At 70.3% G+C, this 19,104-nt stretch carries 16 protein-coding genes; 7 read left to right on the forward strand and 9 right to left on the reverse strand.

All coding sequences use genetic code 11. The annotated features are described in order from the left end of the window. Positions 1-18: 18 nt before the first annotated feature. Positions 19-2,340: a methylmalonyl-CoA mutase family protein gene (locus AB0J64_RS36415; RefSeq protein ID WP_364037587.1), complete on the reverse strand. Its 2,322-nt coding sequence runs from the start codon at positions 2,338-2,340 to the stop codon at positions 19-21. A gap of 126 nt (positions 2,341-2,466) precedes the next feature. Between AB0J64_RS36415 and AB0J64_RS36420 the strand changes: the two genes are divergently transcribed. Further along, complete coding sequence (locus AB0J64_RS36420) at positions 2,467-3,516, forward strand: glucose 1-dehydrogenase (protein ID WP_364037590.1); 1,050 nt, start codon at positions 2,467-2,469, stop codon at positions 3,514-3,516. A gap of 6 nt (positions 3,517-3,522) precedes the next feature. Here AB0J64_RS36420 and AB0J64_RS36425 read toward each other — a convergent pair whose 3' ends face one another. Together AB0J64_RS36425 and AB0J64_RS36430 are read right to left on the reverse strand one after the other, a co-directional pair. Next, complete coding sequence (locus tag AB0J64_RS36425) at positions 3,523-4,410, reverse strand: CHAP domain-containing protein (RefSeq protein WP_364037593.1); 888 nt, start codon at positions 4,408-4,410, stop codon at positions 3,523-3,525. A gap of 181 nt (positions 4,411-4,591) precedes the next feature. After that, positions 4,592-5,362 carry a protein phosphatase 2C domain-containing protein gene (locus AB0J64_RS36430; protein WP_364037595.1) on the reverse strand — a complete coding sequence of 257 codons (771 nt, stop codon included), beginning with the start codon at positions 5,360-5,362 and terminating at the stop codon, positions 4,592-4,594. Positions 5,363-5,438: 76 nt separating this feature from the next. Between AB0J64_RS36430 and AB0J64_RS36435 the strand changes: the two genes are divergently transcribed. The 4 genes from AB0J64_RS36435 to AB0J64_RS36450 all read left to right on the forward strand — a co-directional run bounded on the left by AB0J64_RS36435 (position 5,439) and on the right by AB0J64_RS36450 (position 10,354). After that, entirely contained in the window at positions 5,439-7,370 is a 1,932-nt protein-coding gene (locus AB0J64_RS36435) for an N-6 DNA methylase (RefSeq protein ID WP_364037597.1), read from the forward strand. 171 nt (positions 7,371-7,541) lie between these two features. Continuing rightward, on the forward strand, positions 7,542-8,432 hold the full coding sequence (locus tag AB0J64_RS36440; RefSeq protein WP_364037599.1) for a serine/threonine-protein kinase: 891 nt from the start codon (positions 7,542-7,544) through the stop codon (positions 8,430-8,432). A 59-nt stretch (positions 8,433-8,491) separates the two neighbouring features. After that, entirely contained in the window at positions 8,492-9,487 is a 996-nt protein-coding gene (locus AB0J64_RS36445) for a LacI family DNA-binding transcriptional regulator (RefSeq protein ID WP_364037601.1), read from the forward strand. After that, positions 9,488-10,354, forward strand: a complete 867-nt coding sequence (locus AB0J64_RS36450) for a phosphotransferase (RefSeq protein WP_364037603.1) — start codon at positions 9,488-9,490, stop codon at positions 10,352-10,354. It abuts the gene before it with no gap. A gap of 8 nt (positions 10,355-10,362) precedes the next feature. Here the strand turns inward: AB0J64_RS36450 and AB0J64_RS36455 are convergent, their stop codons facing one another. After that, positions 10,363-11,121, reverse strand: coding sequence for an SDR family oxidoreductase (locus tag AB0J64_RS36455; RefSeq protein WP_364037605.1), 759 nt, complete (start codon positions 11,119-11,121; stop codon positions 10,363-10,365). Positions 11,122-11,183: 62 nt separating this feature from the next. Here AB0J64_RS36455 and AB0J64_RS36460 point away from each other — a divergent pair, with 62 nt between their 5' ends. Both AB0J64_RS36460 and AB0J64_RS36465 read left to right on the forward strand, forming a co-directional pair. After that, complete coding sequence (locus AB0J64_RS36460; protein WP_364037608.1) at positions 11,184-12,155, forward strand: alpha/beta hydrolase; 972 nt, start codon at positions 11,184-11,186, stop codon at positions 12,153-12,155. 96 nt (positions 12,156-12,251) lie between these two features. After that, complete coding sequence (locus tag AB0J64_RS36465) at positions 12,252-13,121, forward strand: LysR family transcriptional regulator (RefSeq protein ID WP_364037611.1); 870 nt, start codon at positions 12,252-12,254, stop codon at positions 13,119-13,121. A 55-nt stretch (positions 13,122-13,176) separates the two neighbouring features. Here the strand turns inward: AB0J64_RS36465 and AB0J64_RS36470 are convergent, their stop codons facing one another. The 5 genes from AB0J64_RS36470 to AB0J64_RS36490 all read right to left on the reverse strand — a co-directional run bounded on the left by AB0J64_RS36470 (position 13,177) and on the right by AB0J64_RS36490 (position 18,910). Next, a complete protein-coding gene (locus AB0J64_RS36470; protein ID WP_364037614.1) occupies positions 13,177-14,703 on the reverse strand; it encodes a glycoside hydrolase family 13 protein in 1,527 nt (508 codons plus the stop codon). A 4-nt stretch (positions 14,704-14,707) separates the two neighbouring features. Further along, on the reverse strand, positions 14,708-15,610 hold the full coding sequence (locus AB0J64_RS36475; protein WP_364037617.1) for a carbohydrate ABC transporter permease: 903 nt from the start codon (positions 15,608-15,610) through the stop codon (positions 14,708-14,710). Next, positions 15,607-16,473: a sugar ABC transporter permease gene (locus AB0J64_RS36480; protein WP_364037620.1), complete on the reverse strand. Its 867-nt coding sequence runs from the start codon at positions 16,471-16,473 to the stop codon at positions 15,607-15,609. The genes AB0J64_RS36475 and AB0J64_RS36480 overlap by 4 nt, the downstream gene beginning before the upstream one ends. Before the next feature lie 4 nt (positions 16,474-16,477). Beyond that, a complete protein-coding gene (locus tag AB0J64_RS36485) occupies positions 16,478-17,806 on the reverse strand; it encodes an extracellular solute-binding protein (RefSeq protein ID WP_364037623.1) in 1,329 nt (442 codons plus the stop codon). A 114-nt stretch (positions 17,807-17,920) separates the two neighbouring features. Next, a complete protein-coding gene (locus AB0J64_RS36490) occupies positions 17,921-18,910 on the reverse strand; it encodes a LacI family DNA-binding transcriptional regulator (protein ID WP_364037626.1) in 990 nt (329 codons plus the stop codon). Positions 18,911-19,104 lie beyond the last annotated feature (194 nt).

Here is a 19,104-nt window from a genome sequence, read left to right on the forward strand (position 1 = left end):
GAAGAGGGACTGGACCGATTAACCACGTGAGACCGGCTGGTACATGCGCGGGGGGATGATCGGGTTGGCCCCGGCCTCGGCGATGTGGTAGCCGGAGATCGAGACCGAGTAGAAGTTGCGCACGCCGTTCCTGATGAACCACTCCTGGATGTCGGCCATCATCCTGAGCGAGAACTCGGTGGAGAAGATGCAGGTGTTCTGGCCCTGATCCTCCTTGAGGATGTCGGCCTGGACCGTGCCCCTGACCGTGGCCAGCGTCCGCGCGCGCAGGTCAGCGGCCTCCTCGGCCGACGGCGCGCGGCCGTGCTCCGCCTGGAAGCGGTCGAGGGCCTGGTCGACGGCGGTGTTGAGGTAGAAGGCCAGGATCGTGGGCGCGGGGCCGTTGATCGTCATGGACACGGACGTGTTGGGCGCCGACAGGTCGAAGCCGTCGTAGAGCACCTTCATGTCGTCGAGCGTCGCGATGGAGACCCCCGAGGTGCCGACCTTCCCGTAGATGTCGGGCCGCAGGTCGGGGTCGTGGCCGTACAGCGTCACCGAGTCGAACGCCGTGGACAGCCTGGTCGCGGGCTGGCCCTCCGACAGCAGCTTGAAGCGCCTGTTGGTGCGGAACGGGTCGCCCTCCCCCGCGAACATCCTGGTCGGGTCCTCGTCCTCGCGCTTGAACGGGAACACGCCGGCGGTGAACGGGAACGTGCCCGGCAGGTTCTCGCCGCGCAGGAACCGCAGCAGGTCGCCGTGGTCGCTGTAGCGGGGCAGGGCCACGCGCGGGATGCGGTTTCCCGAGAGGGTCTCGCGCCAGAGCGGGGTGTGGATCTCGCGGTCGCGGACCTTCACCACCAGCTCGTCGGCGGTGTAGCGCTCCTTGACGGCAGGCCAGCCGTCGAGCAGGGCCCGGGTCTCGTCGGTGAGCTCCCGCTCCGCCTGCGCCTCCAGCTCCCCGAGCCGCGGGTCGTCGTCGTTCAGGAGGGCGCGCACGGCGGCGAGCTGCTGGCGGCGGCGGGCGACCTCGGCCTGGGCGAGGGTCTCCGCGTGGTACCCGCGCACGGTCTCGGCGATGTCGGCCAGGTAGCGGACCCGGGCGGGCGGCACGATGGCGGCCGAGGCCTGCGAGGTGCGTCCGGACACCTCGGGCAGCAGCCCGGGGCCCGATTCGGCCAGCAGGAGGGGCTTGAGGTGCTGGTAGAGGGCCGTGACGCCGGCGTCGTTGTAGCGGGCGGCGATGGTGCCGAAGACCGGCATGTCCTCCGGCCTGACGCCGAATGCCTCGCGGTTGCGTACGAGCTGGCGACGGACGTCGCGCAGGGCGTCCTCCGCGCCGCGCCGCTCGTACTTGTTGATCACCACGGCCTCGGCGAAGTCCAGCATGTCGATCTTCTCGAGCTGCGAGGCCGCGCCGAACTCGGGCGTCATCACGTACACGGGCACGTCCACATGCGGGACGATCCCGGCGTCGCCCTGGCCGATGCCGGGCGTCTCGACGATCACCAGGTCGTGGCCCGCCGCGCGGCAGGCGGTGATCACGTCGTCGAGACAGGCGGGCACCTCGCTGACGGCGCCCCTGGTGGCCAGGGAGCGGAAGTAGGTCTGGGGGCTCAGGCTGTTCATCCTGATGCGGTCGCCGAGCAGCGCACCGCCGCCGCGCCTGCGGGTGGGGTCGATGGCGACGATCGCGATGCGCAGCTTGTCGTCGTTGTCGACGCGGAACCTGCGTACGAGCTCGTCGGTCAGCGAGGACTTGCCCGAGCCGCCCGTTCCCGTGATGCCGAGCACGGGGGCGCGCTTCTCCGAGCCGGCGGCCCTGAGGCCCTCGACCAGCTCGGCCGGGGCGTGTCCCGACTCGAGGAGCGTGATCGCCCGGGCCAGCGCCGCCTGGTCGCCCGAGACCACGGCCTCCACGGACGGCGGGTCGCCCAGTTCGGCGTCGCAGTCCTCGATCAGCTTGTTGATCATGCCGGGGAGCCCGTACTTCTGGCCGTCCTCCGGCGAGAAGATGCGGGTGACGCCGCGCGAGTGCAGCAGCTCGATCTCCTCGGGGACGATCACTCCCCCGCCGCCGCCGTACACCTTGACGTGCCCGGCCCCGCGCTCGCGCAGCAGCTCCACCAGGTACGTGAAGAACTCCACGTGCCCGCCCTGGTACGAGCTGATCGCCACGCCCTGGACGTCCTCCTGGATGGCGGCGGTGACGATCTCGTCGACCGAGCGGTTGTGGCCGAGATGGATGACCTCGGCGCCCTGTGACTGGAGGATGCGCCGCATGATGTTGATCGCCGCGTCGTGGCCGTCGAACAGGGCCGCCGCGGTCACGAAGCGCACGGGGTGTTCCGGGACATGCACGCCTTTTCACTCCTTCGTGAGGGCTCTCCCTCGAAGATACTAGGACGTCCTACTATTTCGACAGTATGACGTCCTAGTATTTGCCACGGTCGCCTGGGGTAGACGTGCCCCAGGGGGTGAGGCCGCATGCGCGCGCTGACGTTCGCACCGGGCAGGAAAGGGACGCTCGCCGTCGAGGAGGTGCCGGACCCCGCGCCGGGCAAGGGCCAGCTGCTGGTGCAGGGGCTGGCGCTGGGCGTCTGCGGGACCGACCGGGAGCTGGCGACGGCCGACTACGGCTGGCCGCCGCCCGGCAGGGAGCGGATGGTCATCGGGCACGAATCGCTCGGCCGGGTGCTCGAGGTGCCCGAGGGGTCCGCGTACTCGCCGGGTGACCTGGTGGTGGGCGTGGTGCGCCGGCCGGACCCGGTGCCGTGCGGGGCGTGCCTGCGGGGCGAGTTCGACATGTGCCGCAACGGCCGCTACACCGAGCGCGGCATCAAGCAGCTCGACGGGTACGCCTCCGAGCGCTGGACGGTCGAGGCCGGGTACGCCGTGCGGCTGGACCGTTCGCTGGAGAACGTCGGCATGCTGGTCGAGCCCGCCTCGGTGGTCGCCAAGGCGTGGGAGCAGATCGACCGGATCGGGTCACGGACCTGGTTCGAACCCGGCAGGCTGCTCGTCACCGGGGCCGGGCCGATCGGGCTGCTGGCGGCGCTGATGGGGCGGCAGCGGGGGCTCGAGGTGCACGTGCTCGACCGCGCCACTGAAGGGCTCAAGTCCCGGCTGGTGGAGGAGCTCGGGGCGACCTACCACTCGGCGACGTCGCTCAAGGCGTTCGCCACCGACAGGCCCGACATCATCATCGAGTGCACGGGGGCCGGGGCGCTCGTCATGGACGCCATGATCAGCACGGCCGCCGCGGGCATCGTCTGTCTGGCCGGTCTCGCTCCCGGCGGGCGTACGCACCGGGTGGACGCGGGGGTGATCAACCGGGACATCGTGCTGGAGAACGACGTGGTCTTCGGCACGGTGAACGCGAACCTGCGGCACTACCGGGACGCCGCCGACGCCCTGGCCAAGGCCGACCTCGGGTGGCTGGAGCGGCTCATCACGCGTCGGGTCCCGCTCTCGCGCGCCCTGGACGCCTTCACGCCCGGCGACGACGTCAAGGTGGTCATCGACCTCACGACCTGACCGGACTCAGCTGGGATCGTAGGGCTTGCGTCTCGTGGGCGTCGGGCGCCTGGTCGCCGTAGTGGTCGAGCCGGTGGTCGCGCTGGTGGTCGCGCTGGTGGTCGCGCTGGTGGTCGAGCCCACCGGGACGCGTGTTCTGGCGGGGCGGGGCGCGGGGGTCGGGGTGGGACGCGGCTTGGCCCGCGCGTTCTCGGAGGGCGGCGCCTTGGCCACGGGCAACGCCTTCACGGAGGGCGGCGCGGAGGAGGCGTGCGGGTGGGTTGGTGCGTTCCAGGGCCAGGAGAAGCGGCGGTGGGTGCCGCGGCGGCGGCCGGAGAAGCGGAGGGAGAGGACGACCGTCATCAGCACCATCGCGGTCAACAGGGCGGGCGGCGTGCCCAAGAAGTCCAGAGGCGACCCCGACTCCGAGCGCGATGCCGGTACGAAGGGGCGTTCGGTCAGGCGGATCTCTGCCGGCTTGTCGGCGGTGGCCTTGACCAGGCGCGGTACGCCGTACCCCACGACCTTGTCGGTCTCCCTGGTCTTGCGCTTGAGCCAGACCCCGTCCACGTTCGCCTCGATGGTGTGGATCTTCGAGCCCTTGACGCTCTCCACGATCCCCACGTGGTCGATGCCCTTGTAGCTCTTGCCGCCCCGCCAGTCGAAGAAGACCAGCGCTCCGGGCTCGGGCTTCTGGGTCCACGCCCCCTGCCTCATGAACCAGGCGGCGTGGGAGGGCGTCCAGGCGAACTGGCCCACGTACTGGCTGATGCCGGCCTTGTCCGAGGCCCAGGCGATGAACATGTCGCACCACGGCGCGTCGCGGTACTGGGTGTCTTGGACGCGATCCGCGTACCACTGGCCGAACTTGGTGAACTGGCCGCTCTTCTCCTTGTAGCCGACTTCCTGCCGCACCGTCTTCAGCAGCTCGTCCGCGATCGGGTCCAGGGTGACTCCTCCCAGAAAACCGCCAAATCACGATGGACTGTAGTAGCGCCATCGCGGATTTGCGCGATTCACTCGGAAAGTGTCGTGGTATGAGCCGAAATTTCGGGTTTGTGACTGGTGAGGCTCCTGAGGTTGCCTACTATCGCCGTTAGGAGCCGGCACCGACCCGGTAGACGGACACGTCGCCCGCACCCGGCGCGACGACATCGGCCACGATCACGGTCACGTTGTCGGGCGAGCCGCCCTCGTTCGCCAGATCGATCAACCTCTGGACGGCCGCGCCCGGGTCTGCCACGGTGGTCAGGACCTCGTGCAGGACCTCGGGACCGAGCACGGTCGTGAGACCGTCGGAGCAGAGGAGGTAGCGGTCATCAGGCTCGGCTTCGCGCAGCGCCATGTCAGGCTCGGCCCTGCCCTCGCTGCCCAGCACGCGCAGCACCATCGAGCGGCGGGGGTGCACGGCGGCTTGATCCTCCGTTATGCGCCCTTCGTCCACCATCGACTGCACAAGTGTGTGATCCTTGGTCATCTGGTAAAGAGCACCGTCGCGAAGCAGATATCCGCGGGAGTCACCGAGATGAGCCAGGGCGAACCGGTAGCCGTCCCACAGCATGGCGGTCACCGTGGTCCCCATGCCCCTGCGCGCGGGGTCGATGTCGGCCAGCTCGACCAGCCGGCGCGCCGCCTCGTGCACGGCGCCCTCCAGCGCCGCCTCGAGGTCCGCGCCCGTCTCGGGAAGCGTGGCATCCAGCTCTCGCATGACGGCGATCGCCGCCGAGCTCGCCAGCTCGCCCGCGGCGTGTCCGCCCATCCCGTCAGCCACCACGAGCAACCGGCCACTCGCGTAGCCCGAATCCTCGTTCTGCTCCCGGCGGCGGCCCACGTCTGATCCGGCGGCATAGCGGATGTTGTGCTTCATACCTTGCAGTAAATCATTGGTTGAAAGACTTCACAAGCAGATGCGCTGAAGACTCTTGTGAACTACTGTGGGCTCCATGAGCCACGACCCGACCGTCAACGCCGGGGACATCGCCCGGCTCGCAGGCGTCGGGCGTGCCGCGGTGAGCAACTGGCGCCGTCGCCACGACGACTTTCCCGATCCCATCGGCGGCACGGCCAACCAGCCGCTCTTCTCGCTGCGACAGGTCGAGTCCTGGCTGCGCCGCTATGGGAAGTCCTACCAGGTCTCCCTGGGAGATCGGGTGTGGCAGCGCATGAAAGCCGCAGGCGATTTGCGCCTCGGCGAGCTGGTGGCCCGGGCGGGAGCCCTGCTGACCAGCCAGGCGACCGCCCTGAGCAGCGCTCCGACCGGCGCCGACGCGCGACAGGACAGTGCGGGCGCCCCGGGCGTGGCGCGGGCCGGTGGCGAGGGCGAGCCGGACGAAGGCCTGGAGGCGGCCGGGCAGGGCCTCGATCCTGAAGGTCTGGAGCCGGAGCTGGCGGAGCTCGTGCTGGAGCTGGCCACGCAGCATGGCGCGCTGACGGCGTACGAGTTCCTGTGCGAGCGCTATCTCGAGGCGCACTCGCGGCAGCTCTCGGTGACCCGCGAGGACGTGGCCGCGCTCATGGTCAGGCTCGTCCGCACGGACGGCGCCACGATCCTCGACCCCGCCTGCGGCGTCGGCACGCTGCTCCTCTCCCCCACCGCAACGCCCGCCAGGACGGAGCCCGGCGAGCCGGGCACGGTCAGGGTACTCGGGCAGGAGCTCAGCGAGACCTCGGCGGGCATCACCGCCTCCAGGCTCCGGCTGCGCGGCGTCGAGGCCCGCATCGTGTCCGGCGACTCGATGCGCCACGACGCGTTCCCCGGCGAGAAGGCCGACGCCGTGGTGTGCGATCCGCCGTTCAACGAGCGGGCCTGGGGTTACGAGGAGCTGACCGGCGACCCGCGCTGGGAGTACGGCCTGCCGCCGCGCGGCGAGCCGGAGCTGGCCTGGGTGGAGCACTGCCTCACCCACGTCAGGCCGCGCGGCCTGGTCGCCATCCTCATGCCGCCGGCCGCGGCCAGCCGCAAGGCGGGCCGCCGCATCCGCGCCAACCTCCTGCGCGCGGGCGCCCTGCGTGCCGTCATCGCGCTGCCGGGCTCGGACCTCTGGCTGCTCCGCCGCCCGGCGGCCGGCGAGCGCCCGCCTTCCGACGTGCTCATCCTCGACGCCACGGACGATCTCGGGAGCGTCGAGCCGGCCTGGCAGGCGTACCTGGAGGACCGTTCCGACCAGACTGTACGCATCATCGACCTGCTGGCCGACGAGGTCGACATGACCCCGGCCCGCCACCAGCGGCGCGACAACGTCGGCAAGGCGTACGCCGAGGCCCGCGACCGCTTCCTGGCCGCCGCGGCGGCGCCGCCCGACCTGAAGGTGCTGGAGCAGCCGCTCGGCCAGCCCGCCACCACGCTGGGCGACCTCATCAAGGAGGGCCTGGTGACCACGTCACAGGCGCCGCCCAAGATGGCCGCCGACGGCGGTGACGTGCCGGTGCTCACCACCGACGACGTGCTCAACGGCACCCCGCCGTCCGGCTTCACCACGATGCAGCAGGGCCTGGTCCCGATCCGCCCGGGTGACGTGGTGGCCTCCTACTCCAGCGTGCGGGTGATGGCCGACGGAGGCGCGATGCTCGGCCCCCACCTGACCCTCTACCGGGTGGACGCGCGCAGGCTGGACCCCGACTTCCTGGCCGGTTTCCTGCGGGCCGCGGGCGGCCGGGTGACCACCGGCTCCAGCAGGTTCGACGTGCGCCGCACCCGGCTGCCGCGCCTGTCGCTGAAGGAGCAGAAGGCGTACGGCGAGGCCTTCCGGCAGCTCGCCGTGCTGGAGGACGCCATCCGCGAGACCTCGACTCTGGGGCAGACGCTGATCAGGCTGGGCCTTGACGGGCTGGCCGACGGCCACCTGCACCCGCCTGCTCATGGCCTCACTCCGTGAGGCGGCTCGCGTGTCTATGGCCTCTGCTCCGCAGAGGCGCTCGGTCGCTGGAAAGCCGCCGCCTTCCCTCGTCGCTCCGGTCGCTACGCTCCCTGCGCTCCTCAGTCCAGGCGACGGCGCACCCTCGCGTGACGGTGTAGTTTTTTCCCGAAGGCTGCTGGGAGGGGCGGAATGGTCATCGGTGACCGCTATGAGCTCGACGACCTCCCTCTCGGGCAAGGCGGCATGGGCGCCGTCTACGCGGGCCACGACCGCCACCTCGACCGGCGGGTGGCGGTGAAGCTGCTCAGGGTGCCCAGCGGGCCGGATCACGAGCTGGAGCGCAGGTTCATCCGCGAGGCGCGCATCCTGGCCAGGCTGGAGCATCCGGGAGCCCCGGTCCTCTACGACTTCGGCACGCACGAGCAACGGCTCTACCAGGTGATGCAGTTCATCGAGGGCGTCACGGTGGCCGACGTGGTGAGCGAGCACGGCCCGCTGCCCGTGTCGTGGGCCGCCGCGATCGCCGCCCAGGCGTGCGCGGTCCTGTCGGCCGCCCACGCTCTGGCGATCTGCCACCGCGACCTCAAGCCGACGAACCTCATGCTCTGCCCCGACGGCAGCGTGAAGGTGCTCGACTTCGGCCTGGCCATGCTGCGTGACACCGACGTCACCACGTTCACGAGGATCGGGCAGATCCTGGGCACGCCGGCGTACATGGCTCCTGAGCAGATCCAGCACGGCGTCGCCGAGCCGCGCAGCGACCTGTACTCGCTGGGCTGCGTCCTGCACGAGATGCTGACGGGACGCCAGCTCTTCACCGGCCCCACCGACTACATGGTCTTCGAGAAGCAGGTCAAGGAGCGCCCGCCGGCCATCCCGGGGCTGCCGCCCGGGCTGGGCGCGCTGCTGTCGCAGCTGCTGGAGAAGCGGCCGGACGACCGGCCCGCCAGCGCGAACGAGCTCTACGATCGGCTCGACCCGTTCGCGCTGGAGCTGCCCGTGCTGCCCGGCTTCCTCACCAAGGCTCCGAGCCCCGGACGCATGTACGCCCGCATGGCGGGCCGCGCGCTCAACGCCTGAGGGCGCTCTCCGGTGCAGGGACTGTAGATTTCTGCCGTGCTCTCCCTCCTGGTGCTCCCATGAGACGCCCGACCCTCGAGGCGGTCGCCGCCCGGGCCGGCGTCTCGCGCGCCACCGCGTCCCGGGTCGTCAACGGACGGACGACGGTGGCGCCCCACATCCGCGACGCCGTGCAGCGCGCGATCGACGAGCTGGGCTACGTGCCCAACCCGGCCGCGCGCAGCCTGGTCACCCAGCGCACCGACTCGATCGCCCTGGTCGTCAGCGAGCCGGGCACCCGGGTCTTCTCCGAGGACCCGATGTTCTCCACGGCGATCAGGTCGGCGTCGATGGAGCTCGAAACGGTGAACAAGCAGGTCGTGCTGATGCTGGCCTCCTCCGCCAAGAGCCACGCGCGCGTGGAGCGTTACATCGCGGGCGGGCACGTCGACGGCGTCATGCTGATCTCCATGCACGGCGCCGACCCGCTGCCGTCCGCGCTGTCCCGCCTTCCCGTCCCCGTCGTCTCGTACGGGCGGCCCGCCGTCCCGGTGGACATCCCGTACGTCGACAACGACAACGTGGGCGGGGCGGAGGCCGGGGTCCGGCACCTGGTGGGGTCGGGGCGCCGGAGGATCGCCACGATCGCGGGCCCGCAGGACATGATCGGCGGCCAGGACCGGCTGACCGGCTACCGCAACGTGCTGCGCGATTCCGGCCTCCGCTCGATCGTCGCGGTCGGCGACTTCACGCGGGAGTCGGGCGCGGTCGCGATGCGCCGGCTCCTGCGCGACGATCCCGGCCTGGACGCCGTGTTCGTGGCCAACGACCTGATGGCGGTCGGCGCCCTGCAGTCGCTCCGCCAGGCCGGGCGCCGGGTGCCGGACGACGTGGCCGTGGTGGGCTTCGACGACATCGAGGCGGCGAAATACACCGAGCCGCCGCTGACGACGCTCAGGCACCCGGTGGCCGAGCAGGCGGCGGCCATGGTCCGGCTCCTGCTCAACCTGTTCGAGGGCGGCCCGGCGGAGCCGGTGATCATGCCCACGGAGCTCGTGATCAGGGAGTCGGCCTAGATGACCGCAGACAGCACCGCCCTGGCCGCCGCCGTCTCGCTGGCCGAGGAGCACGGCGTCGAGGTGCGGGACCCGGTGGTGCTCAACGACTCGTTCAGCCTCCGGATCCACCTGCGTCCGGCGCCGGTCGTGGCACGGGTGCCGACCGTGACCGCGTGGGGGCGGGCGCGGCCCGCCGACGCGTTGCGGCGCGAGCTGGACGTCGTGTCCTACCTGCACGGGCAGGGCGTGCCGGTGGTGCCGCCGAGCGACCTGCTGCCTGCCGGACCGCATCTGCGTGACGGGTTCGCGGTCTCCTTCTGGACGCACGTCGAACACGATCCCGGCTTCCGCATGAGCCCGGAGGTGGCCGGGCGGGCGCTCGCCGAGCTGCACGAGGCGCTGCGGAGCTTCCCCGGCGAGCTGCCCTATCTCGGGCCGGTGCTCGACGAGCCGCTGCGGCTGCTGGAGCTGCTCGACGGGGAGGTCGCGCCCGACGCGCTGGCGCGGCTGCGGGACGCGCACGCGGGGCTGGCCGAACGGCTGGCGGGCCGGCCGGCGCAGGCCGTCCACGGGGACGCGCACCCCGGCAACCTCCTCGCCACCCCCGCCGGGCTGCTCTGGAACGACTTCGAGGAGAGCATGGCCGCGCCCGTCGAGTGGGATCTGGCCTGCCTGCTGCGCACGAGGCGGCTCGACGGGCGGGCCGCCCTGCACGCCTATGGGCGTGATCCCGATGATCCGGCGCTGCGTGACTTCCTGGCGGCGCGCGGGCTGCAGGGGACCCTGTGGATGCTGGCCAGGGGGCTGCGGCTGCCCTCTCTCGCCGCCGACGCCGACGCGGCGCTGCAGGCGTGGCTCCGCGACCCCAGCGGCGCGAGCCGCTGAGGGGGCCGTCAGACCGGGATCACGCCGCCGCGCGGGCCGAGGAAGTAGCCGCCGGTGACGTCCAGGACGTGACCGGTGATCCACCGGGACTCCTCGCTCGCGATCAGCGCCACGGCGTCCGCGATGTCCTCGGGACGGCCGATGCGGCCCAGCGCGGTGACCTCGGTGACCGAGCGCTCGCCGGTGCCGTCGTCCGCGCGGAGCCAGGCGTTCATGTCCGTCTGTGTGACCCCCGGGGAGACGGTGTTCACGGTGATGTTCCGCTCGCCGAGGAGGGGGGCCAGGCTGAAGCCCAGCGTGTCGAGGGCTCCCTTGGTCATCGAGTAGACGAGGTCGGGCAGGGCGATGCGGACGACGGCGGAGGAGATGTTGATGATCCGGCCGCCGTCGTTCAGCAGCGGGAGTGCGCGCTCGATGATGAAGTACGGCGCCCGCACGTTCACGGCGAAGACCCGGTCGAACTGCTCCTCGGTCACCGTGCCCAGCCCGCCCCCCAGGATGGCGGCGTTGTTGACCAGGATGTCCAGCCGCTCCCCCGCGATGCCCTCGAACAGCGCGTCCACGCCGTCCTCGAACGCCGCCCGCACCGCGTACGCCTGCCCGCCCGCGCCCTCGATGGCGGACACCGTCTCCTTGGCCAGGTCGTCGTTCCTGGCGTAGTGAACGATCACACGGGCCCCGTCGGCGGCCAGGCGCTCGGCGATGGCCCGTCCGATGCCGCGCGAGGCTCCGGTAACCAATGCGGTCTTTCCTGACAGATCTCTCATGTGCTCCATCGTGGGGCGCAATTCTCCCACCAGTCCAAGACCTGCTGTTATAGCTTTTTGCTATGGATACACAGATACACCGGATGGTGTCTTCCCCGGCGGGCCGGATCCATCTGGTCGAGCAGGGGGCCGGCCCGCTCGTGCTGCTGGTGCACGGATTCCCCGAGTCCTGGTACTCCTGGCGTCACCAGCTGCCGGTGCTGGCCGCCGCCGGATACCGGGCAGTGGCGCTGGACGTGCGCGGGTACGGCCGCTCGTCCAAACCGGAGGCGGTCGCGGCCTACAGGATGCTGGAACTGGTCGAGGACAACGTCGCGGTGGTGCACGCCCTGGGCGAGGAGACCGCGACCATCATCGGTCATGACTGGGGCGCGCCCATCGCCGCCAACAGCGCCCTGGTACGGCCCGAGGTCTTCACCGCCGTCGGCCTGCTGAGCGTGCCCTACACCCCCCGGGGCGGGCGCCGGCCCAGCGAGTCCTTCGCCCAGATGGGCGGCGCGGAAGAGTTCTACGTCAGTTACTTCCAGGAGCCCGGACGCGCCGAGTCCGAGATCGAACCGGACGTCCGCGGCTGGCTGGCCGGCATCTACGCGGCACTCTCGGCCGACACCATGCCCGCTCCCGACCTGCCCCACCCCCTTTTGGTGGCCGACGGCGGTACGCTCCGCGATCGGTTTCCCAGCGGCCCGCTGCCGTCCTGGCTCACCCCAGACGACCTGGACGTCTACGCCGCCGAGTTCGAACGGACTGGCATGAGCCCGGCTCTCAACCGCTACCGGAACATGGACCGGGACTGGGAGGACCTCGCCCCCTGGGACGCGGCCCCCATCACTCAGCCGTCCCTGTTCATCGGCGGCGCCCGCGATGCTTCCACCACCTGGCTGGCCGGCGCTGTCGACGCATTCCCCACTACGCTGCCGGGCCTGGTCTCCTCCCACATCCTCGAGGAATGCGGCCACTGGATCCAGCAGGAACGTCCCCGCGAGGTCAACCGGCTCTTGACCGACTGGCTCGCCTCCCTGCCGACCGCCTGAAAGGGATGGAAGTCTGGCTGTCACGGGTTGTCCACAATGCGGCCAGGTCTTCCCGTCGCTCCGTTCTCTTTAGCAATCATGCAAAGGAACAGCTCGATGTCTTCCATAGAGGCGCTCAGAAGATTCGTGGTCGTCGCCGAGGAGCTGAGCTTCACCCGGGCGGCCGACCGGCTGTTCATCTCGCAGCCCTCGTTGAGCAGGCAGATCAGGCAGCTGGAGCTCTCCCTGAGAGCCAGACTGTTCGAGCGCGACCGCCGTACCGTGACGTTGACGGCCGCAGGGGCGGCGCTGCTGCCTGAGGCCCGGCGGATCGTCGAGCAGTGGGAGAGCGCGCAGCGGGCGGTCGCGGCGGCGCGCGAGGACCGGACGCTGGTGGTCGGGTTCCAGACGCGGATCGGGCGCGGGCTCGTGCCGTCCATCTCGTCCGCGCTGCCCGGCTGGGACCTGCGCTTCCGGCAGGTGCCGTGGCACGACCCCACCGTCGGACTGGGTGACGGGCAGGTCGACGTGGCCGTCGCGTGGCTGCCCATGCCCGACGACGGCGAGTACGAGTGGACGGTGGTGAGCACGGAGGAGCGCTGGGTGGCGCTGTCCGCGAGCCATCCGCTGGCCACCCGCCCCGAGGTCACGCTCTCCGACCTGGCGGAGGAGCCGTTCGTGGCGATGCCGGTCTCGGCCGGGCCCATGCGGGACTTCTGGCTGGCCGGTGACCAGCGGTCGGAGCCGGCGGTCGTGGGGGCGGAGGCGGAGACGGCCGAGGAGGCGTTCGAGCTGGTCGCGGCAGGGCGGGCCGTGGTGCTGGTCTCGGCCGGGAACGCCGAGCTCTACCGGCGCGACGACGTGGTGAGCAGGCCGGTGGCGGGCCTGCCGCCGAGCAGGCTCGCCATCGTCTGGCGGCGGAGCGACCGGCGGCAGGCCGTGCGGACGCTGGTGGAGGCGTTCGTGACCTGCATGTGCGCCGTCTGAGCGATCCAGGTGACTCTGCCTCTCGCCGGCCGTCGCCGGGCTGGTCGCGCTGCGGTCAGTCCCGCGTGAGCCAGGCCGTGGTGTCGGTGGGAAGGGTCCCGTCCTCCAGCGGGCCGCTGGCCAGGAGGAGCCGTCCCGCGGGTAGCGGCACCGGGTCGGGGCTCAGGTTGGTGACGCAGGTCAGGCCCGAGTCACGGGTGAAGGCCAGGACCTCGTCGCCCAGCGGCAGCCAGGTCAGGGCGCCGTCCCCCAGCAGGTCACGGCGCAGGCGCAGGGCGTCGCGGTAGAGGTTGAGCATCGAGCCCAGGTCCGTACGCTGCGCCTCGGCCGTCAGCTTGCGCCAGCTCTCCGGCTGCGGCAGCCACGGCGTGCCGGTGCCCGAGCCCGTGCCGAAGCCGAACGGGGGCTCGTCGCCGGACCACGGCAGCGGGATGCGGCAGCCGTCCCTGCCCGGGTTCGTCCCGCCCGACCGGGCGTACATCGGGTCCTGGCGGAGCTCGTCCGGGAGGTCCTCCACCTCCGGCAGGCCCAGCTCCTCGCCCTGGTAGACGTAGACCGAGCCGGGGAGCGCCATGGCGAGCAGGGCCGCGGCCCGCGCGCGGCGGTAGCCCAGCTCCAGGTCGGACGGGGTGCCGTGGAGTCGGCCTCCGTGCTCGAACGCGGTGTCCTCGCGGCCGTACCGGGTGACCGGGCGCGTCACGTCGTGGTTCGACAGGACCCACGTCGGCGGGGCGCCGATGGGCGTGTGGGTGGCGAGGGTCAGGTCGATGACTCTGCGCAGCTCCGCCGGGTTCCACGGGCAGGACAGGAAGTCGAAGTTGAAGGCCGTGTGGAGCTCGTCAGGGCGGAGGTAACGCGCGAAACGCTCCTGATCGGGGAGCCAGACCTCCCCGATCAGGATGCGCTCGCCGTACTCGTCGGCCACCTCGCGCCACCGACGGTAGACGTCGTGGACCTCGTCGAGGTCTTCGTAACCCGTGTCCGACTTGATCAGCAGGGCCGCGGAGTCGATGCGCACGCCGTCCACGCCCCGGTCGAGCCAGAAGCGCAGCACGTCCTCGAACTCCTGGTGGACCTCCGGATTGCCCCAGTTGAAATCCGGTTGTTCCGGAGCGAACAGGTGCAGGTACCACTGGCCGTCCGGTACCTGCGTCCAGGCCGGGCCGCCGAAGATCGACTGCCAGTCGTTGAGCGGCTCGTCGCTGAACCAGAAGCGGTCCCTGGCGGCCGGGTCCGCCAGTGCCTCCTTGAACCAGGCGCTCTCCGTGGAGCTGTGGTTCGGCACCACGTCGATGATGACCCTGATGCCGAGGTCGTGCGCCTCCTCGATGAACCGCTCCGCCTCGGCGAGCGTGCCGAAGACCGGCTCGATGTCGCGGTAGTCGGCCACGTCGTAGCCGCCGTCGGCCATCGGCGACGGATACCACGGGTTCAGCCAGATGGCGTCGATCCCGAGATCCTTCAGGTACTGCAGGCGGGAGCGCAGGCCGGCGAGATCGCCGACGCCGTCACCGTTGCCGTCGGCGAAGCTACGCAGGTAGACCTGGTAGATCGCGGCCCCCCGCCACCACGTTTGCGACATGCGCTTATCCCTTGATGCTTCCGGCGGTGAGCCCCGCCATGATGTGCCGTTGGAAGATGAAGAAGACGATGATCATGGGGATGCCAGCGATGACCAGGCCGCCCATGACCTGGTTCTGGGTCACCGCTCCGGCCGTCTGCGACAGCCCCACGCTGATCGTCATCTTGTCGCTGTCCGTCATGACCAGCAGTGGCAGGACGAAGTCCTTGAACGCGGTGACGATCGTAAAGATGGAGACCACGCCCAGGATCGGCCTGGAGACCGGCAGCACGACCGACCACAGCACCCTCAGCGGGCCCGCGCCGTCGATCTGCGCCGCCTCGATCAGCTCCCGCGGGATGGAGTCGAAGAACCGCTTGAGCAGGAAGATGTTGAAGCCGTTCGCCGCCGCGGGGAACCACAGGCCCCAGGCGTTGTTGAGCAGCCCCAGGTCCACGATCGTGACGTAGAGCGGGATGAGGATGACCATCGGCGGGATCATCAGCGTGGCCAGCATCGCGCCGAGGATCACGTTGCCGAACATCGGGCGGAGCTTCGACAGCGCGTACGCCGCCGTGACGTCCACCGCCATGGAGAACAGCCAGGCGCCCAGCGCGTAGTACGCGGTGTTCGCCAGCAGCGTGCCGATGTCGAACAGGTCCCACGCCTCGAGGAACGCACCCAGCGTCGGGTCGGCGGGGACGAGCGTCGGCGGCATCTGGGCGATCTCCTCCGGCGTCTTCATGGCGCCGGTGACCATCCAGTAGAGCGGGAAGACGAAGGCCAGGGTGAAGGTCACGACGACCGCGACGAGGACGAGCCAGTAGATCCGCCTGCCCCACTTGCTGTTGAGCTGGTGCGGCGAGACGATCGTGCGGAACTGCACCTGGATCGGCTTCGGCGACCTCGCTCCCTCGCGGGCGATCATGCTCTGTCCTCACGGGTCGTCCTGAGCTGGAGGGCCGCGAAGACGAGGAGCGCGAGCATGAGCAGCATGCCCAGCGCGCCCGCCTGGCCGTAGTTCATCTGCGAGAAGGCGAACTGGTACATCAGGTACGCGACGGAGACCGTGGCGTTCTCCGGACCGCCGCCGGTCAGCATGTACGGCTCGATGAACACCTGCATGGTCGCCACGATCTGCAGCATCAGCATGAGCAGCAGGATCAGCCGGGTCTGCGGGATCGTGACGTGCCTGATCCGCTTGACTATCCCGGCCCCGTCCAGCTCGGCGGCCTCGTACAGCTCGGGCGCGATGTTCTGCAGCGCCGCCAGGTAGATGAGCGTCGCGCTGCCCATGTTCATCCAGGTCGAGACGAGGACCAGGGAGATCAGGGCGGTCGACGACGAGTCCAGCCAGGCCAGCGGCGGCAGGTGGAGGAAGCCCAGGATCTGGTTGAACAGCCCGGGCCCGGGATCGTAGAACCACCTGAACAGCAACACCGCCACGATCGGCGGCAGCATGACCGGCAGGTAGACCACGAACCGCAGGTAGGCCCGGGCGTGACGCAGCTCGTTGAGCACGAGCGCGACGACGAACGGCACGGCATAGCCGCACAGCAGCGCGAGCAGCGTGAACTCGACGGTGTTCAGCCAGGCCTCGCCGAAGGCCGGGTCCTGGACGGCCGCCTTGAAGTTGTCCAGCCCCACCCAGGTGGGCGGGTTGATCAGGTCGGTCTTCTGGAAGCTCAGGATGAACTCCCTGACCATCGGATACCAGGCGAACACCGTGAAGCAGAACAGCGCCGCGCAGAGGAACCCGTAGGCCGTCAGATTGCGCCTCAAGATCCCCATAAGGTCAGCCCTTGGCCGCCAGCATGGAGTTGGCCTTGGTCTCGGCGTCGGCCAGGAGCTGGTCGATGCCGGCGTCCTTGCGGCTCAGCACGCCCGACATGACCACGTCGAGGATGGCGTACAGCTCCTGCGCGTGGACCGGCTCGGCCTTCGGCGGGACGGTGGCGGCGGCCTGCACATACGGGTCGTAGTTCTGGACCGGCAGCGAGGCGTTCTTCACGCGGTCGGCCTGGATGGCCTTGCCGGTGGCCGAGTCGCCGTAGACGTCGTTGTCGGGCACGCCGACCGGGTTGCCGTTGGCCTTGCCGCGGGCGAAGTCGAAGCGGCCCTTGCCGACGGTGTTGAAGCGGAAGTCGACCCACTCCAGGCCCGCCTTGGCCTCCTCAGGGGTGGCCTTCGGGTTGACCATGAACGCTTCGCCGCCGCTCAGCGACGCCTTGGCCTCGGGGAAGCCGGTGATGCCGTAGTCGGCGACGTTGCCCTTGAACTTGTTGACCACGTCGGTGACCACGTCGGGCGCGCCCAGCATCATGCCGACCTTGCCGCTGCCCATCGCCATCATCAGCGACTCCCAGCCGACCAGGAGCTTGTTGCCCATGCTGTTGTCCACCCAGCGCATGTCGTGCAGGTTCTGCAGCACGGCCTTGCCCTCGGGCGAGTTGAACGCGGCCTTCTTGTTGTCGGGGGTCAGGATGGCGCCGCCGCGGCCGTAGATGGCCTGGGTGAAGTGCCAGCCGCCGGTGTTGCCCCCGGAGTACTCGCCGTAGCCGACGTAGCCGGGGCCGAGCGCGGCGATCTTCTTGGCCGCCTCGCGGACCTCGGCCCACGTCTTGGGCGGGGTGTTCGGGTCGAGTCCGGCCTTGGTGAACAGGGCGCGGTTGTAGACCAGGCCGACGCTGTAGTGGACATTCGGCACGCCGTACACCTTGCCGTCCTTGGTGACCAGCTCGCGGACGTCGGCGCGCAGGTCGTTCCAGTTCTTGACGGCGCCGGTGTACTGCGTGATGTCGAGCGCCTGGCCCTGGGCGATGACGTCGGCGTAGTTGGTCACAGGGACCACGAAGACGGTCTCCATCTGGCCGCCCGCCAGCTTGGGACCGAACGTCTTGGGGTCGAAGCACGGCTGCTGGTCGGTGCTCTTGACGGTCACGCCGGGGTGGGCCTTCATGAACGTGGCCACGTCGTCGTCCCAGGCCTGCCGTTCCTTCGGCGCGGACCTGGCGGGCTGACACGCCACCGTGATCGTGACGGCCTTGGCGCCGCCCGCCGACGGAGTGGCGGGCTCGCCGGAGCCACAGGCTGTGGCCGAGATGCCGAGCACGGATACGAGCAAGAGTCCAGTGGATCTCCGCATGGTCTGACCCTTCTGATGCGAGGTGCCCACACCATAGGATCGCGGACCGAAGCGCGCAATATTTCGACTGACTATTGCAAGATAACGACTAGATCACGTCCGCACGCGGGCCGTGGAGGCGCGGACCACGAGCTCCGGCTCGAAGAGGAGCTCGTCCGCCGGCACCACCGCCTTGTCGATCTGCGCGACCAGCAGGTCCACGGCGGCCCGGCCCATGGCGTCGATGGGCTGGCGGACGGTGGTCAGCGGGGGCTCGGTGCAGTTCATCAGCGCGGAGTCGTCGAAGCCGATGACCGAGATGTCCCCGGGCACGGCGAGGCCGGCGCGGCGGGTCGCCCTGATGGTGCCGAGCGCGAGCAGGTCGCTGGCGCAGATGACGCCGGTCACCCCCCGCTTGACCAGCCGGGCGGCGGCCGCGTGCCCGCCCTCCAGCGAGAACATGGTGTGCTCGACCAGCTCGGGGTCCCCGCCCTCCGCCTGGAACGTCTCCAGCTTGCGCCGCGACGGCATGTGGTCCTTGGGCCCGAGCACCATGCCGACCCGCTCGTGGCCGAGCGCGCGCAGGTGGGCCAGGGCCATCTCGGCGGCCACCGCGTCGTCGCACGAGACCTGCGGGAAGTCGAGGTGCCGGACGGCCGCGTTCACCAGCACGGTGGGCAGCTTGCGCTCGTGCAGCAGCTCGTAGTGCCCGTGCGCGGCGTCGGCCTGGGCGTAGAGGCCGCCGGCGAAGACGACGCCGCTGACCTGCTGCTGGAGCAGCAGATCCACGTAGTCGGCCTCGGAGACGCCGCCGACCGTGCGGGTGCACAGCACCGAGGTGAACCCCTGCTGGGCCAGCGCCCCGCCGACGACCTCCGCGAAGGCGGGGAAGATCGGGTTCTGCAACTCGGGAAGCACGAGGCCGACCAGCCGGGCCCGGTCGCCGCGCAGCTGCGTCGGGCGCTCGTAGCCGAGCACGTCGAGAGCGGTCAGCACCGCCTCGCGGGTCGCGTCGGACACCCCGGGCTTGCCGTTGAGCACACGGCTCACGGTCGCCTCGCTCACTCCGACCTTCTTGGCCACCTCTGCGAGTCGTCGCGTCATGCGCAAACTATACGGCCTTCGACGCAAGCGCTTGCAACGGCTTACGTGGACAGGACGTCGAGCCTTGCGCGGTCCCCACAGCGACTTTCCTGCGCCTGGGCGCTTCCTGACCAGCAGAGAGACGCCACACTGCGTGTGCCCAGTCAGTCAATTGCTTGCGCAATGTCGTCGAAATATTGCGGACATCTGCTCGA

The sequence above is a fragment of the Nonomuraea sp. NPDC049695 genome (genome assembly GCF_040674955.1).
Taxonomy (GTDB): domain Bacteria; phylum Actinomycetota; class Actinomycetes; order Streptosporangiales; family Streptosporangiaceae; genus Nonomuraea; species Nonomuraea helvata.